The organism is Paracoccus sp. (in: a-proteobacteria) (genome assembly GCF_030604785.1).
In the GTDB taxonomy this organism is placed as follows: domain Bacteria; phylum Pseudomonadota; class Alphaproteobacteria; order Rhodobacterales; family Rhodobacteraceae; genus Paracoccus.
In genome coordinates this window covers 1-14,776 of the sequence record NZ_JAUVVF010000029.1, presented here as the reverse complement: position 1 = coordinate 14,776, position 14,776 = coordinate 1, and the positions used below count along the sequence as shown (strand labels likewise).

Annotated in this window: 11 protein-coding genes and 1 pseudogene; 4 read left to right on the top strand and 8 right to left on the bottom strand. The window is 67.0% G+C overall.

Going from position 1 to position 14,776, the window contains the following annotated elements; all coding sequences use genetic code 11:
• Positions 1-20: 20 nt before the first annotated feature.
• Entirely contained in the window at positions 21-2,645 is a 2,625-nt protein-coding gene (gene mutS / locus QAR72_RS10555) for a DNA mismatch repair protein MutS (protein ID WP_304617337.1), read from the top strand.
• Positions 2,642-3,742: a chorismate synthase gene (gene aroC / locus QAR72_RS10550; RefSeq protein ID WP_304617336.1), complete on the top strand. Its 1,101-nt coding sequence runs from the start codon at positions 2,642-2,644 to the stop codon at positions 3,740-3,742. The genes mutS and aroC overlap by 4 nt, the downstream gene beginning before the upstream one ends.
• On the opposite strand, the gene QAR72_RS10545 is transcribed toward aroC, so the two are convergent.
• The 8 genes and pseudogenes from QAR72_RS10545 to QAR72_RS10510 form a co-directional block, all read right to left on the bottom strand.
• On the bottom strand, positions 3,730-4,608 hold the full coding sequence (locus QAR72_RS10545; RefSeq protein WP_304617335.1) for a PfkB family carbohydrate kinase: 879 nt from the start codon (positions 4,606-4,608) through the stop codon (positions 3,730-3,732). The two genes, aroC and QAR72_RS10545, sit on opposite strands and share 13 nt — an antisense overlap.
• 105 nt (positions 4,609-4,713) lie before the next feature.
• Positions 4,714-5,430 (bottom strand): annotated as a pseudogene (locus tag QAR72_RS15630) (cytochrome c1); the annotation flags it as partial.
• A 496-nt stretch (positions 5,431-5,926) separates the two neighbouring features.
• Entirely contained in the window at positions 5,927-7,249 is a 1,323-nt protein-coding gene (gene petB, locus QAR72_RS10535; RefSeq protein WP_304617333.1) for a cytochrome b, read from the bottom strand.
• A 10-nt stretch (positions 7,250-7,259) separates the two neighbouring features.
• Positions 7,260-7,823 (bottom strand): ubiquinol-cytochrome c reductase iron-sulfur subunit, encoded by a 564-nt coding sequence (gene petA / locus QAR72_RS10530; RefSeq protein WP_304617332.1) that lies wholly within the window; start codon positions 7,821-7,823, stop codon positions 7,260-7,262.
• Between the two features lie 241 nt (positions 7,824-8,064).
• Positions 8,065-8,832 carry a RadC family protein gene (gene radC, locus QAR72_RS10525; RefSeq protein WP_304617331.1) on the bottom strand — a complete coding sequence of 256 codons (768 nt, stop codon included), beginning with the start codon at positions 8,830-8,832 and terminating at the stop codon, positions 8,065-8,067.
• 35 nt (positions 8,833-8,867) lie between these two features.
• Positions 8,868-10,031, bottom strand: coding sequence for a molecular chaperone DnaJ (gene dnaJ, locus QAR72_RS10520; protein WP_304617330.1), 1,164 nt, complete (start codon positions 10,029-10,031; stop codon positions 8,868-8,870).
• 82 nt (positions 10,032-10,113) lie between these two features.
• Complete coding sequence (dnaK, locus tag QAR72_RS10515; protein ID WP_304617329.1) at positions 10,114-12,030, bottom strand: molecular chaperone DnaK; 1,917 nt, start codon at positions 12,028-12,030, stop codon at positions 10,114-10,116.
• Positions 12,031-12,185: 155 nt separating this feature from the next.
• Positions 12,186-13,007, bottom strand: a complete 822-nt coding sequence (locus QAR72_RS10510; protein ID WP_304617328.1) for an ABC transporter permease — start codon at positions 13,005-13,007, stop codon at positions 12,186-12,188.
• Positions 13,008-13,178: 171 nt separating this feature from the next.
• On the opposite strand from QAR72_RS10510, the gene cysQ reads away from it, so the two are divergent.
• Positions 13,179-13,976, top strand: coding sequence for a 3'(2'),5'-bisphosphate nucleotidase CysQ (gene cysQ / locus QAR72_RS10505; RefSeq protein WP_304617327.1), 798 nt, complete (start codon positions 13,179-13,181; stop codon positions 13,974-13,976).
• Complete coding sequence (locus tag QAR72_RS10500; protein WP_304617326.1) at positions 13,976-14,776, top strand: 3-deoxy-manno-octulosonate cytidylyltransferase; 801 nt, start codon at positions 13,976-13,978, stop codon at positions 14,774-14,776. Before cysQ ends, QAR72_RS10500 begins: the two co-directional genes overlap by 1 nt.

Below are 14,776 nucleotides of genomic sequence, written 5' to 3'. Positions count from 1 at the left end.
CGCAGGCCATGGTGAAGGACATGACCGATCAGCCCACGCCCATGATGGCGCAGTATCTTGCGATCCGCGAGGCCAATCCCGGCGCGCTGCTGTTCTATCGCATGGGCGATTTCTACGAGATGTTCTTCGACGACGCGGTGGCGGCGGCGGCCGCGCTGGACATCGCGCTGACCAAGCGCGGCACCCATCTGGGCGAGCCGATCCCGATGTGCGGCGTGCCGGTTCATGCCGCCGAGAGCTACCTGCTGACGCTGATCCGCAAGGGGTTCCGCGTCGCCATCGCCGAACAGATGGAGGACCCGGCCGAGGCCAAGAAACGCGGCTCGAAATCGGTCGTCGCCCGCGACGTGGTGCGGCTGGTCACGCCCGGCACCCTGACCGAGGAATCGCTGCTGGAGGCGCGGCGGCACAATTACCTGGCGGCCTTCGTGGTCATCCGCGACGAGGGCGCTCTGGCCTGGGTGGACATCTCGACCGGGGCGTTTTCCGTGATGGATTGCCCCCTGCCCCGCCTTGCGCCCGAACTGGCCCGTCTGGCCCCGCGCGAGGTTCTGTGCTGCGATCCCGCACTCGAGGATCTGGTGGCCGAGGCAGGCGCGGCCATGACCGACCTGCATGCCGGCGCCTTCGACAGCGGTGCGGGCGCGCGGAGGCTTTGTGCACTTTACGGGGTCGAGACGCTGGACGGTTTCGGCAGCTTCACGCGCGCGGAACTGTCCGCGATGGGCGCCATCGTCGATTATCTGGAGCTGACGCAGAAGGGCAAGCTGCCGCTGCTGCGGCCTCCGGTTCGGGAACGGGCGGGCGGCGCGATGCAGATCGACGCGGCGACACGGCGCAATCTGGAACTGACGCAGGCCCTGTCGGGCGGGCGCGAGGGCTCGCTGCTGGCGGCGATCGACCGCACGGTGACGGCGGCGGGCGCGCGCCTGCTGGAACGCCGGATCAGCGCCCCGTCGCGCGATCTGGCCCTGATCGCGGCCCGGCATGATGCGGTCGAGGCTCTGGCCGTGGATGCGCGGTTGCTGGCGGATCTGCGGGCGGCGCTGGCCCGCGTGCCCGACATGGACCGCGCGCTGTCGCGGCTGGCGCTGGAACGCGGCGGGCCGCGCGATCTGGCCGCGATCCGCAACGGGCTGTCGCAGGGCGCGGCCATCGCGGCGCGCCTGCCCGGCGATGCGCCGCCCCTGCTGGCCGAAGCGGCGTGCGATCTGGTCGGGCATGACGAACTGGTCGCGTTGCTGGACGATGCGCTGGTGGCCGAGCCGCCGCTTCTGGCGCGCGACGGCGGCTTCGTGGCCGAGGGCTATGACGACGATCTGGACCAGACCCGGCGCCTGCGCGACGAGGGGCGCGGCGTCATCGCCGGGATGCAGGCCGACTACGCGGCGCTGGCCGGCGTGCCCAGCCTGAAGATCAAGCACAACAACGTGCTGGGCTATTTCATCGAGACGACGACGACCCATGCCGAACGCATGATGGCCCCGCCGCTGAACCAGACCTTCATCCACCGCCAGACGACCGCGAACCAGATCCGCTTCACCACGGTCGATCTGTCGGAACTGGAGACCCGCATCCTGAACGCCCGCGACCGCGCGCTGGAGATCGAGCGCGGCATCTTCGACCGTCTGCGCGCCGCCGTGCTGGGCCGCGCCGCGCAGATCGGACAGGCCGCCCGCGCTTTGGCCGAGATCGATCTGGGCTGCGCCTTCGCCGATCTGGCCTCGGGCGAGGGCTGGGTCAGGCCGCGCGTCGATGACAGCCGCGCCTTCGTAATCGAGGGCGGCCGCCATCCGGTAGTCGAGCGTGCGCTGAAGCGCAAGGCGGAAAGCTTCGTTGCCAATGATTGTGCGCTGACCGGCGGCACGACGCCTGCGATCTGGCTGCTGACCGGCCCGAACATGGCGGGCAAATCGACCTTTCTGCGGCAGAACGCGCTGATCGCGGTGCTGGCGCAGGCGGGCGCCTTCGTTCCCGCGCGGGCGGCGCATGTCGGGCTGGTCAGCCAGCTTTTCAGCCGGGTCGGCGCCGCTGACGATCTGGCGCGCGGTCGCTCGACCTTCATGGTCGAGATGGTCGAGACCGCCGCGATCCTCAATCAGGCCGATGACCGCGCGCTGGTGATCCTGGACGAGATCGGACGCGGCACCTCGACCTGGGACGGGCTGTCCATCGCCTGGGCGGTGATGGAGCATCTGCACGAGGCCAATCGCTGCCGCGCCCTCTTCGCCACGCATTACCACGAGATGACGGCGCTTTCGGCCAAGCTGGACGGGGTCGAAAATGCCACCGTCGCCGTGCGCGAATGGCAGGGCGAGGTGATCTTTCTGCACGAGGTGCGCAAGGGCGCGGCGGATCGCAGCTACGGGGTGCAGGTGGCCAAGCTGGCGGGCCTGCCGGCCTCGGTCGTCGAACGTGCGCGGTCGGTGCTGGATGCGCTGGAATCGGGCGAACGGCAGGGATCGACCCGGCCCGTCGCGCTGATCGACGATCTGCCGCTGTTCCGCGCCGCGCCCCCGCCCGCGCCCAGGACCCGGCCGCTGGACGACCGCCTGAAGGCGGTGCATCCCGATACGCTCAGCCCCCGCGAGGCGCTGGATCTGATCTACGAACTGAAAGCCCTGTCCGAGGAGACGCGCCCATGAGCTACAACACTTTCGGCCGCGAGTTCCGGTTCACGACCTGGGGCGAAAGCCACGGCCCCGCGCTTGGCGCGACGGTGGACGGCGTGCCGCCGGGCGTGCCGCTGGACGAGGCATACATCCAGCGCTTTCTGGACCGCCGCCGCCCCGGCACGTCGAAGCACACGACCCAACGGCGCGAGCCCGATCAGGTGCGCATCCTGTCGGGCGTCTTCGAGGGGGTGACGACCGGCACCTCGATCCAGCTGATGATCGAGAACACCGATCAGCGGTCCAAGGATTACGGCGACATCGCGACCAGCTTCCGCCCCGGCCATGCCGACATCACCTATCACCTGAAATACGGCGTGCGCGATTATCGCGGCGGCGGTCGGTCTTCGGCGCGCGAGACGGCGGCGCGGGTCGCGGCGGGTGCGGTCGCGCAGGCGGTGCTGGCGCGGCTTGTGCCCGATCTGAAGATCACCGGCTACATGGTGCAGATGGGGGCCATGCATCTGGACCGCGCGCGCCTGGACCTGGGCGCGGTGAACGACAATCCGTTCTTTCTGCCCGATGCGGGCGCGGTTCAGGCTTGGTCGGATTACCTCGATGGCATCCGCAAGGACCAGAACAGCGTCGGCGCGGCGATCGAGGTCTGCGTTCAGGGCTGCCCGCCCGGCCTTGGCGCGCCGGTCTATGCGAAACTGGACACCGATCTGGCCGCCGCGATGATGTCGATCAACGCGGTCAAGGCGGTCGAGATCGGCGAGGGCATGGCCTCGGCCGCGCTGACCGGGGTGGAAAATGCCGACGAGATCCGCATGGGGCCGGACGGGCCGGAATTCCTGTCGAACCATGCGGGCGGCATTCTGGGCGGGATTTCCACCGGTCAGGATATCGTGGTGCGTTTCGCCATCAAGCCGACCAGTTCGATCACCACGCCGCGCCGCTCGATCAATGCGCGCGGCGAAGAGATCGACGTGATCACCAAGGGCCGCCACGACCCCTGCGTCGGCATCCGCGCCGTTCCCGTGGCCGAGGCGATGGCGGCCTGCGTGATCCTGGACCATCTGCTGATGGACCGGGCGCAGACTGGGGGCCTGCGCGGTCAGATCGGCTGATCGGCCAGAAATGCCTCGACCTCGGCGCGGGTGGGGATGGCGTCGCCTGCCCCTGCCCGCGTGACCTTCAGCGCCGCAGCCGCCGAGGCCAGACGCAGCGCCTGCGGCACATCCAGCCCCTGATCTAGCCCGGCGGCGAAATAGCCCGCGAAGGTGTCGCCCGCACCGGTCGTGTCGACCGGATCGACGCGGAAGGCCGGCTGGTGATGCACCGCGCCGGTGCGCAGGTCGCGGTATTCGGCGCCCTTCGCGCCCTTGGTGATCAGCATCGCCTCGACGCCCGGCCCTTCGGGCATGGCGGCGCCCAGCTGCGCGGCCTCGCCCTCGTTCATCGCAAGGATCGAGACATGCGGCAGGACCGCACGCACCGCCTGAAGGTCGAAGGGCGCGGCTGAATAGACGACGCGCGCACCCCGCGCGCGGGCCTCGGCGGCGGCCTCGGGCTGGGCGCTGGTCTCGTTCTGCAAAAGCAGCAGGTCGCCCGACGCGATCCCGGCCAGATCGCCGGTCAGGCGGGCCTCGTCGATGGCGCGGTTCGCGCCGGGATGGATGACGATGGCGTTCTCGGCCTGGGCATCCAGCAGGATGATGGCATGGCCCGTCGCCTGCTCGGGCAGGCGCTGGATCGCGCCGGTGCGGATCCCCGCCGCGTCCAGCCGGGCCAGAACCCAGTCATCCGCGACCCCCATCGCGCCCAGATGATGCGTCACCGACCCAGCCCGCGCGGCGGCCACCGACTGGTTCGCCCCCTTGCCGCCCAGGCCCAGCCCGTAGCCGCGTGCCGCCAGCGTCTCGCCGGGCTGCGGCAGATGCGGCAGGCGGTAGACATGGTCGATGTTGATCGACCCCAGATTCCAGATCGCCATGATCCCCCCTTTCGACCGGCGCCAGAGTGACGCGCCCGCACCGTGCTTGTCCAGAAACGAAAAACGCGCCCCGGAAGGGGCGCGTCCTTGGCCGTTGCGCTGAGATCAGTGCTTCAGCTTGTTCTTGTGCGGCGCCCACAGACGCTTGTTGGTCAGATACAGCAGCACCGTCAGAAGGATCAGGAACAGCACCGACACAAGGCCGACCTGCTTGCGATCCATCATCTTGGGCTCGGCCGTCCACATCAGGAAGGCCGCGACATCCATGGACATCTGCTCGACCGTGGCCGGGGTGCCGTCCTCGTAGGTCACGCGGTCATCCGACAGCGGCGGGGCCATGCTGATCCAGCCACCCGGGAATGCCGTGTTGCCGTAATAGAGCGTGCCGGCCTCTTCCTTTTCCTGTCCGGTATAGCCGGCCAGCAGCGAATAGATGTATTCCGGGCCGCCGATGCCGCGCACCAGCTGGTTGATGCCGGTGCCATAGGGGCCGTGGAAGCCCGCACGCGCCTTGGCCATCACCGACAGGTCGGGACCCATGCCCGCGCCCTCGATGGTGGGGAAGTGGTCGGTGGGCACGCGCGGACGCTCTTCGCCCAGGGCCGGGTCGAAGATCGGCAGCAGCTCGGCCGCATAGGCACGGACCTGGTTCTCGGGCAGGCCGGGGCCGTTCTGGTCCGACAGGGTGCGGATCGGAACGTATTGCATGCCGTGGCAGGCGGCGCAGACCTCGGTATAGACCTGAAGGCCGCGCTGCAGCTGGAACTGGTCGAAGCGGCCGAACGGACCTTCGAAGCTGAAGGCGACGTCCTCGGTATGGCCGTAATAGGTGCCGCCGCCATAGGGATCGACGGCATCCTCGTCGGCGCCGGGATCGACGGCTTCCTCGACACCGGCTTCCAGACGGGCGTGGTCCTCGACGGCGGGAATCGCCTCGGTGGTCTCGACCGGGACGACGGATTCCTCACCCGCCGACAATCCGACCGCATCGGCCTCGGCTCCGGCCGCTGCCTCGTCGGCGGGCGCGGCTTCCTCGGCCGCCGCCTCGTCAGCGGGGGCTTCTGCTTCGGCCGGGGCCTCCTCGGCGGGGGCTTCGGTCGCCTCGGCCTCGGGCTGTGCCTCGGTCGCGGGGGCCTCCTCGGCTGCCTCGGGGGTGGCGACGAAGCCGGTGCCTTCGGCGCCCGCTGCGGGGGCGTCGGCCGGCGCCGTCATCGGCACGGTCGTGCTGTCCTGCGCCCAGGCCAGCCCACCGGCAGAGATCGTCAGCGCCAGAGCCGCCGTGAGCGTCTTGGTTCTCAGGGTCATTCCTTGGCTCTCCTTACTCGGCCGGTGTCGCCTTGGCGCCGTAATGCGCGTTGAAGTCTTCCTCGATCGTGGCCGGGACGGGATCGGGTTTCTCGATCACACCCAGAAGCGGCAGGATCACGAGGAAATAGGCGAACCAGTAGGCCGAACCAACCAGCGCGATGTAGGGATAAATCCCCTCGGCCGGCATGGCGCCGACCCACATCAGCAGCATGAAGTCCGCGGCCAGCAGCCAGAACCACCACTTGAACATCGGGCGATAGCGGCCCGAACGGACGCGCGACGTGTCCAGCCAAGGCGCAAGCGCCAGGACCAGGATCGCGCCGAACATCGCCAGCACGCCGAAGAACTTGGCGTCCACGATGCCGAAGGTGACGAACTGGACCAGCTGCACCAGCCAGACATCGCCGTCAAAGGCGCGCAGGATGGCGTAGAAGGGCAGGAAGTACCATTCCGGCACGATATGGGCGGGCGTCACCATCGGGTTGGCCGGGATGTAGTTGTCGGCATGGCCCAGATAGTTCGGCATGAAGCCGACGATGGCGAAGAACACGACCAGGATCAGGGCCAGCGCGAACAGGTCCTTGATCACGAAATAGGGCCAGAAGGGCAGGGTGTCGCGCTCGGCCTCCTCCTTGCTGGAACGGCGCACCTCGACCCCGGTGGGGTTGTTGTTGCCGGTCGTGTGGAAGGCCCAGATATGCACGATCACCAGGCCCAGGATCACGAAGGGCAGCAGATAATGCAGCGAGAAGAAGCGGTTGAGCGTCGCGTTGTCGACCGCCGGTCCGCCCAGAAGCCAGGTCTGGATCGTCTCGCCCACGCCGGGAATGGCGCCGAAGAGGCCGGTGATCACGGTCGCGCCCCAGAAGGACATCTGACCCCAGGGCAGAACATAGCCCATGAAGGCCGTGGCCATCATCAGCAGGTAGATCAGCATGCCGATGATCCAGGTCACCTCACGCGGGGCCTTGTAGCTGCCGTAATAGAGGCCGCGGAAGATGTGCAGATAGACCGCCACGAAGAACAGCGAGGCGCCGTTCGCGTGCAGATAGCGCAGCATGTAGCCGCCATTCACGTTACGCATGATGTGTTCGACGCTGGCGAAGGCCAGATCGACATGCGGCGTGTAGTGCATCACCAGCACGATGCCGGTAACGATCTGAAGCACAAGGCAGAAGACGAGGACGATGCCCCAGATCCACATCCAGTTCAGGTTCTTGGGCGTGGGGATCATGAGGGTGTCGTAAAGCAGCCCCGCCACCGGAAGGCGGCGGTGCAGCCAGCGTTCGAACCCCGACTTGGGTTCGTAATGATCGTGCGGAATTCCGGCCATCGGTCCCCCCTCAGCCCAGCTGGATGGTGGTGTCGTTCAGGAACGACGCCACGGGAATATGCATGTTTTGCGGCGCGGGGCCGCGACGGATGCGGCCGGCCGTGTCGTAGTGGCTGCCGTGGCACGGGCAGAACCAGCCGCCGAAATCGCCAGCGCCGTCACCGATCGGCACGCAGCCCAGATGGGTGCAGACGCCGATCTGGACCAGCCACTCGCCCTCGGGATCGAGGGTGCGGTTCTCGTCGGTCGCGGGCTCGTTGTCGCCAAGATTGGGGTTCTGCGCGTTCTGGTCCATCAGCTCGTTCAGCTGAACCGCGCGGCCCGCCTCGATCTCGGCGGGGGTGCGGCGGCGGATGAACACGGGCTTGCCCAGGAACAGCACGGTGATCTGCGAACCCGGAGCGACGCCGCTGACATCGACCTGGATCGAGGCAAGCGCCTGCACATCGGCCGACGGGTTCATCTGATTCACAAGCGTCCAGGCGGCGGCACCGGCGGCCACCGTGCCTGCGCCCGCCGTGGCATAGTAGAGGAAATCCCTCCGGGTGCCTACGTGGTCATCTGCGTGGGACACGGGTCATACTCCAATTCGGGCCTCAAATCTTGGCCGATACGACATTCCGGGCCGCGTCCGAACGCAGCCTTCGCGCAGGCGGTTCTAGCGTTCAAATCCGTGTCAGTCCAGATGATAAGCCCGTGGGCAGCGTCGCAAATCGCCGCATCGGCAGGCTCGTCGGCCACCGTTTGCGCCCAAACTGCGACCTGCTGTCGCAGAGATCTTGTCGGACGGGGCGGGCTGACGGGTTCGCCCCGACTCAGAGCAGCCCTTCGGAGCGGAAGCTCAGTTCGCGCGACTTGCCGATGATCAGATGGTCGTGGACGGTGATTCCCATGCTGTCGGCGGCCTGCGCGATCCGGGCCGTCATCGAGATGTCGGCATCCGAGGGCGTGGGATCGCCGGACGGATGGTTGTGGACGAGGATCAGCGCCGAGGCATTCAGTTCAAGCGCGCGTCTGATCACCTCTCGCGGATAGACCGGGACGTGGTCGACGGTGCCGCGCGCCTGCGCCTCGTCGGCGATCAGGATGTTCTTGCGGTCCAGGAACAGGACGCGAAACTCCTCGATCTCGCCGTGCGCCATGGCGGTGTGGCAATAATCCAGCAGCGCCTGCCAGCCGGACAGGACCGGGCGGTGCATCACCCGAGCCCGCGCCATGCGCTGCGCGGCGGCCTCGACGATCTTGAGCTCGGTGACGACCGCCGGACCCACGCCATCGACCTGCTGCAGCCGGGCTGCAGGGGCGGTGACGACGCGGTTGAAATCGCCGAAGATCTCGATCAGGCGGCGGGCAAGGGGCTTTACATCCTGCCGCGGGATGGCGCGGAACAGGACCAGTTCCAGCATCTCGTAATCCGGCAGGGCGGCCGCGCCGCCCGCCATGAAGCGTTCGCGCAGCCGCGCCCTGTGATCGGCCAGATACGAGGGCGAGCGCCCGCCTCCGGGCGGCGCCTGCCCCACATCGTCGGGGGCCGGCGCGAACAGGGGCAGGGGCATTTCACCGAAGGCGCGATTCTGGTCCATGCCGCCATCCTGCGCGCATGGCGGTTAAGAAAAGGCTAACGCGTCATGCCTTCCCAGAAGTGCTTCACCTTGTCGAAGAACCCCTCGGATTGCGGGCTGTTGTCGCCGGAACTGGCGGCCTCGAACTCGCGCAGCAAGTCCTTCTGGCGCGCCGACAGGTTCACCGGGGTCTCGACCGTCAGTTCGATCAACATGTCGCCGAAATCGCCGCCCGCGCCGGGACCGTGGCGCAGGGGCGGCATGCCCTTGCCGCGCAGGCGCATCTGGCGGCCCGACTGGCTGCCGGCCGGCACCTTGACGCGCGCACGGCCGCCGTCGATCGTCGGCACCTCGACCTCGCCGCCCAGGGCGGCGGTCGCCATGCTGACCGGAACCTGACAGGCCAGCATCTTGCCTTCTCGCAGGAAGATCTCGTGTTCGGCCACCTCGACAAAGATATAGAGATCGCCCGGATGCCCGCCGCGCAGACCGGCCTCGCCCTCGCCGGCCAGGCGGATGCGGGTGCCGGTCTCGACGCCGGCAGGGATGTTCACCGACAGCGTGCGTTCGCGTTCCACCCGGCCCGCGCCGTGGCAGGCCTTGCAGGGGTTCTTGACGATCTGCCCCGCGCCGCCGCAGGTCGGGCAGGTGCGTTCCACGGTGAAGAAACCCTGCTGCGCCCGGACCTTGCCCATGCCGGCACAGGTGGGGCAGGCGGCAGGCTGGGACGCCCCCTCGGCGCCGGTGCCCTGACATTCCTCGCAGGCGACAGAGCCCGGAACGCTGATGGTCTTCTGCGTGCCGCGATAGGCCTCTTCCAGCGAGACGCGCAGATTGTAGCGCAGATCCTGCCCGCGTTGGGCGCGCGACCGTCCGGCGCCGCCACCGCGACGGCCCATCATGTCGCCGAAGAGATCCTCGAACACATCCGCGAAAGCCGCGCCGAAATCGCCCGGATGCCCGCCCCGCGCGCCGCCGAACCCACCGCCGCCACCCTCGAAGGCGGCATGGCCAAAGCGGTCATAGGCGGCCTTCTTCTGGTCGTCCTTGAGGCAGTCATAGGCCTCGTTCACTTCCTTGAACCGGGCCTCGGCTGTGGCGTCGTCCTTGTTGCGGTCGGGATGCAGTTCCTTCGCCTTGCTGCGATAGGCCTTCTTGATCTCGTCCGCCGAGGCGCCGCGGCTGATCCCGAGCACCTCGTAGTAGCAACGCTTGCTCATCTGTCGTCCTGTTCAGCAATCCCCAACGAACAAGCCGGCCCGCTGATGCGCGGGCCGGCCCTTCTCGGGTTCGCGGCCCGGATCAGCCGCGCTTCTTGTCTTCGCCCAGATCCTCGAAATCGGCATCCACGATGTCGTCGTCCACGCTGCGCGGGTTGTCGCCGTCATCGTCCGAGCCGCCCTCGGCCCCGGCCTGCGCCTTGTAGATCGCCTCGCCCAGACGCATCGAGGCGTCCATCACGTTCTGGATGCCCGAGCGGATCTTGCCGGCATCCTCGGACTTGACCGATTCCTCCAGCGCGCCGACCGCCAGTTCGATCGCCTCGACGGTCGAGCTGTCGACCTTGTCGCCATGCTCTTCCAGCGACTTGCGGGTCGAGTGGATCAGGCTTTCGGCCTGGTTCTTGGCCTCGACCAGTTCGCGGCGGGACTTGTCGGCCTCGGCGTTCTGTTCGGCATCCTTCACCATCCGCTCGATATCCTCGTCGCTGAGACCGCCCGAGGCCTGGATGGTGATCTTCTGCTCCTTGCCGGTGCCCTTGTCCTTGGCGCTGACCGAGACGATGCCGTTGGCGTCGATGTCGAAGGTCACCTCGATCTGGGGCATGCCGCGCGGCGCGGGCGGGATGTTTTCCAGATTGAACTGGCCCAGCATCTTGTTGTCCGCGGCCATCTCGCGCTCGCCCTGGAAGACGCGGATCGTCACCGCGTTCTGGTTGTCTTCGGCGGTCGAGAAGATCTGCGACTTCTTGGTCGGGATCGTGGTGTTGCGGTCGATCAGGCGGGTGAAGACGCCGCCAAGCGTCTCGATGCCCAGGGACAGGGGCGTCACGTCCAGCAGCACGACGTCCTTGACGTCACCCTGCAGCACGCCGGCCTGGATAGCCGCACCGAGCGCCACGACCTCGTCGGGGTTCACGCCCTTGTGCGGCTCCTTGCCGAAGAACTCGGTCACTTCGGCCACGACCTTGGGCATACGGGTCATGCCGCCGACCAGAACGACCTCGTCGATGTCGGATTTCGAGCAGCCGGCATCCTTCAGCGCCTCTTGCACGGGCTTCATCGTGCGCTTGATCAGGTCGGCCACAAGGCTTTCCAGCTTGGCGCGGGTCAGCTTCACGACCAAGTGCAGCGGCGTGCCGCTGTTCTTGTCCATGCTGATGAAGGGCTGGTTGATCTCGGTCTGACTGGACGAGGACAGCTCGATCTTGGCCTTTTCCGCGGCCTCCTTCAGGCGCTGCAGGGCCATCTTGTCGCCGGTCAAGTCGACGCCATGCTCTTTCTTGAACTCGTCGGCCAGGTAGCTGACGATCCGCATGTCGAAATCCTCGCCGCCGAGGAAGGTGTCGCCGTTGGTGGACTTCACCTCGAACAGGCCGTCGTCGATCTCCAGGATCGTGATGTCGAAGGTGCCGCCGCCAAGGTCATAGACCGCGATGGTCTTGCTGTCCTTTTTGTCCAGGCCATAGGCCAGGGCCGCCGCGGTCGGCTCGTTGATGATGCGCAGGACTTCGAGACCGGCGATCTTGCCGGCATCCTTGGTGGCCTGACGCTGCGCGTCGTTGAAATAGGCCGGAACAGTGATGACCGCCTGGGTGACGGGCTCGCCCAGATAGCTTTCGGCGGTTTCCTTCATCTTCTGCAGGATCATCGCGCTGACCTGCGCCGGCGAGAACTTCTCGCCCTTCACCTCGACCCAGGCGTCGCCATTGCCGCCATCGACGATGGCATAGGGGACGAGCTTCTTGTCCTTCTCGACGGCTTCGTCGCCGATGCGGCGGCCGATCAGGCGCTTGACGGCAAAGACGGTGTTCGTGGGGTTGGTGACGGCCTGGCGCTTGGCGGGCTGGCCGACCAGACGCTCGCCATCCGTGAAGCCCACGATCGAGGGCGTGGTGCGGGCGCCTTCGCTATTTTCGATGACCTTGGGCTGGCTGCCATCCATGATCGCAACGCAGCTGTTCGTGGTGCCGAGGTCGATGCCGATGACTTTGGACATAGTTTCTTAACCTTTCTTGCGGCGATATTCAGGCTTCGGGTCCGTTGCGGCCCCCGAGGCCCGATCCCTTGACTTGGCCCGGGTCCTGCCGGGACGGCTTCGCGGCTGTATATAGGGATGGATTTCAGGCCCGCAAGCAGCGGCGGGCTTCCTTGCTACTGCATCGCGCCCCAGCTGGCGGATTCGTACTTGCGTGTGGTGAAGTTGATCAGCAGGCCGATCATCAGCGCCCCGATCGAGAACCACAGCGGATAGAGCAGCACGGTGCGGTGCGGCGAGTAGTTGATGAAGATGAAGCCCCGCTGCTGGTCGATCAGGTGAAACAGCGGGTTCCAGATGAACCAGGGCAGGATGAAGCCGGGGATTGTGTTGGCGACAAACATCTTGCCCGAAGCGAACATGTTGACCCGCTGATAGAAGATGGTCAACGTGGTTGCCACTGCCGGCGCCCACGGCTTTATGCCCAGGAAGATGATCCCGACGGAGATGCCGGAGAACCACGCCAGCAGGAACAGGGCTGCCGCTCCGACCGGGTCGTAAAGAGAGATCGGGGCAAAGGCCAGATGGTATGTGGTCAGCACCGTCAGGCAGACGATTGTCTGGCGGTATAGCACCGACAAGGCTGCGGCCGAAATCAGGATGGCTGCGTTCAAGGGCTCGTGCTTGACCAGCGCCGACGAGATGGAGTGGCTGTTTGAAACCTGCCCCACGGTCTGCACATGGGTCATGAACATGAAGATGCCGGACATGATGTAGAGCATGAAGTCGCCGCGGATCGGCGATGTGCGGATGCCGATCAGAAGGAACAACGTCATCAGAACCACGATCATGATCAGGCTCTGCATCATCGTCAGCAGCAGACCGACCAGCGCATTGCGATGTTGCGTTCGCAGCTTGTAGACAGTCTGATGATAGATCAGCGCCGTGGTGGCGAAGGTCGCCTCCAGCATGTTTCGGTTATGGCGCTGCTTGAACATGCGTGGTCCCTTCGATGCCCGGCCACCGCGCAACCGCGGATCGGGCGGGCATGTGCCGCGCCTGATGCTTGCCGTAGGGCTTGCGGCCCATCATAAGGGTGCGCAAGCGGCCGCACAATCCGTGCGGAGCCCGCGCCCGCCCGCCGGACCCGCGCCACGAAAGGAAACTGGATGCAATTTGATCGTCTGACCTCGGAAATGCGCCGTCTGGCCCTGCTGGCCGGTGACCGGATCATGGAAATCTACAACTCGGACGATTTCGAGACCCGCTCCAAGTCGGATGATTCGCCCGTGACCGCTGCCGACGAGGCGGCCGATGCGCTGATCTCGGAAGGCCTGCGCGCGGTCTTTCCCGATGTCCCCCTGGTGACCGAGGAACAGGCCGAGACGCATGGCCAGAGCCTCAGCAGCTTCCTGATCGTGGACCCGCTGGACGGCACCAAGGAATTCGTGCAGCGCCGCGGCGACTTCACCGTCAACATTGCCTATGTCGAGAACGGCGTGCCGGTGCGCGGCGTCGTCTATGCGCCGGCCAAGGGTCGGCTGTTCTACACCACCGCCGACGGCCGCTCGGTCGAGGAGACGGGCCCCTTCGGCACCGAGCCCGGCGAGACCCAGCCCATCGGCGTGAACGCGACGCCTGACAACCGCGCGCTGATGGTGGTGGCCTCGAAATCGCACCGCGACGCGGCGACGGATGAATACATCGCGCGCTACGGCGTGCGCGACATGACCAGCGCGGGCAGTTCGCTCAAGTTCTGCCTGGTGGCGACGGGCGAGGCGGATCTTTATCCCCGGCTGGGCCGCACGATGGAATGGGACACGGCGGCGGGCGACGCGGTGCTGCGCGGCGCGGGCGGCGAGGTCGTGCGCTTCGACGACCACACCGCGCTGACCTACGGCAAGCCCGGCTTCGAGAACCCGTTCTTCATCGCCTACGCGCCCGGCGTCCTTCTGGTGAAGGACTGATGTCGGTCGTCATCGTCATTCCCGCGCGCCACGCCTCGAGCCGCTATCCCGGCAAGCCTCTGGTCGAATTGCGGGGGGCGGGGGGCGAGGCCCGCAGCCTGATCCGCCGCAGCCACGAGGCCGCGATGGCCGTGCGCGGAGTGGACCGGGTCGTGGTGGCGACCGACGACGACCGCATCCGCGATCACGCCCAGGGCTTCGGCGCCGAGGTGGTGATGACCAGCACCGGATGCCGCAACGGCACCGAACGCTGCGCCGAGGCGATCGAGCGCATGGGCATCGCCCCCGAGATCGTCGTGAACCTTCAGGGCGATGCGCCGCTGACTCCCGCGTGGTTCGTCGAGGATCTGGTCGCGGGCCTTCGCGCAGCCCCGGATGCCGAGATCGCCACCCCGGTCCTGCGCTGCACCGGCCGGATGCGGGCCGAGCTGATCGCCGACCGCCATGCGGGTCGGGTGGGCGGCACGACGGCGGTCTTCGGGCAGGGGGGCAGGGCGCTCTATTTCTCGAAAGAGGTGATTCCCTACGCCGCCGACAGCTTCAGCGACGACCAGCCGAGCCCCGTCTTTCATCATGTCGGCGTCTATGCCTATCGTCCCGAGGCGCTGGCAGCCTATCCCGGCTGGCCTGAAGGCACGCTGGAAAGGCTGGAGGGGCTGGAGCAGCTGCGCTTTCTGGAACAGGGCCGCCACGTGCTTTGTGTCGAAGTCGAATCGCGCGGACGACAATTCTGGGAACTTAACAACCCTTCGGATGTTGCCCGCATCGAGCAGATGATGGCCGAAATGGGTCAGAACTGA

Excerpts from the sequence above, each read along its gene's own strand:
- mutS (WP_304617337.1), top strand. The coding sequence starts at position 21 with ATGACCGATCAGCCCACGCCCATGATGGCGCAGTATCTTGCGATCCGC.
- aroC (WP_304617336.1), top strand. The coding sequence starts at position 2,642 with ATGAGCTACAACACTTTCGGCCGCGAGTTCCGGTTCACGACCTGGGGC.
- QAR72_RS10545 (WP_304617335.1), bottom strand. The coding sequence starts at position 4,608 with ATGGCGATCTGGAATCTGGGGTCGATCAACATCGACCATGTCTACCGC.
- petB (WP_304617333.1), bottom strand. The coding sequence starts at position 7,249 with ATGGCCGGAATTCCGCACGATCATTACGAACCCAAGTCGGGGTTCGAA.
- radC (WP_304617331.1), bottom strand. The coding sequence starts at position 8,832 with ATGGACCAGAATCGCGCCTTCGGTGAAATGCCCCTGCCCCTGTTCGCG.
- dnaJ (WP_304617330.1), bottom strand. The coding sequence starts at position 10,031 with ATGAGCAAGCGTTGCTACTACGAGGTGCTCGGGATCAGCCGCGGCGCC.
- dnaK (WP_304617329.1), bottom strand. The coding sequence starts at position 12,030 with ATGTCCAAAGTCATCGGCATCGACCTCGGCACCACGAACAGCTGCGTT.
- QAR72_RS10510 (WP_304617328.1), bottom strand. The coding sequence starts at position 13,007 with ATGTTCAAGCAGCGCCATAACCGAAACATGCTGGAGGCGACCTTCGCC.
- cysQ (WP_304617327.1), top strand. The coding sequence starts at position 13,179 with ATGCAATTTGATCGTCTGACCTCGGAAATGCGCCGTCTGGCCCTGCTG.
- QAR72_RS10500 (WP_304617326.1), top strand. The coding sequence starts at position 13,976 with ATGTCGGTCGTCATCGTCATTCCCGCGCGCCACGCCTCGAGCCGCTAT.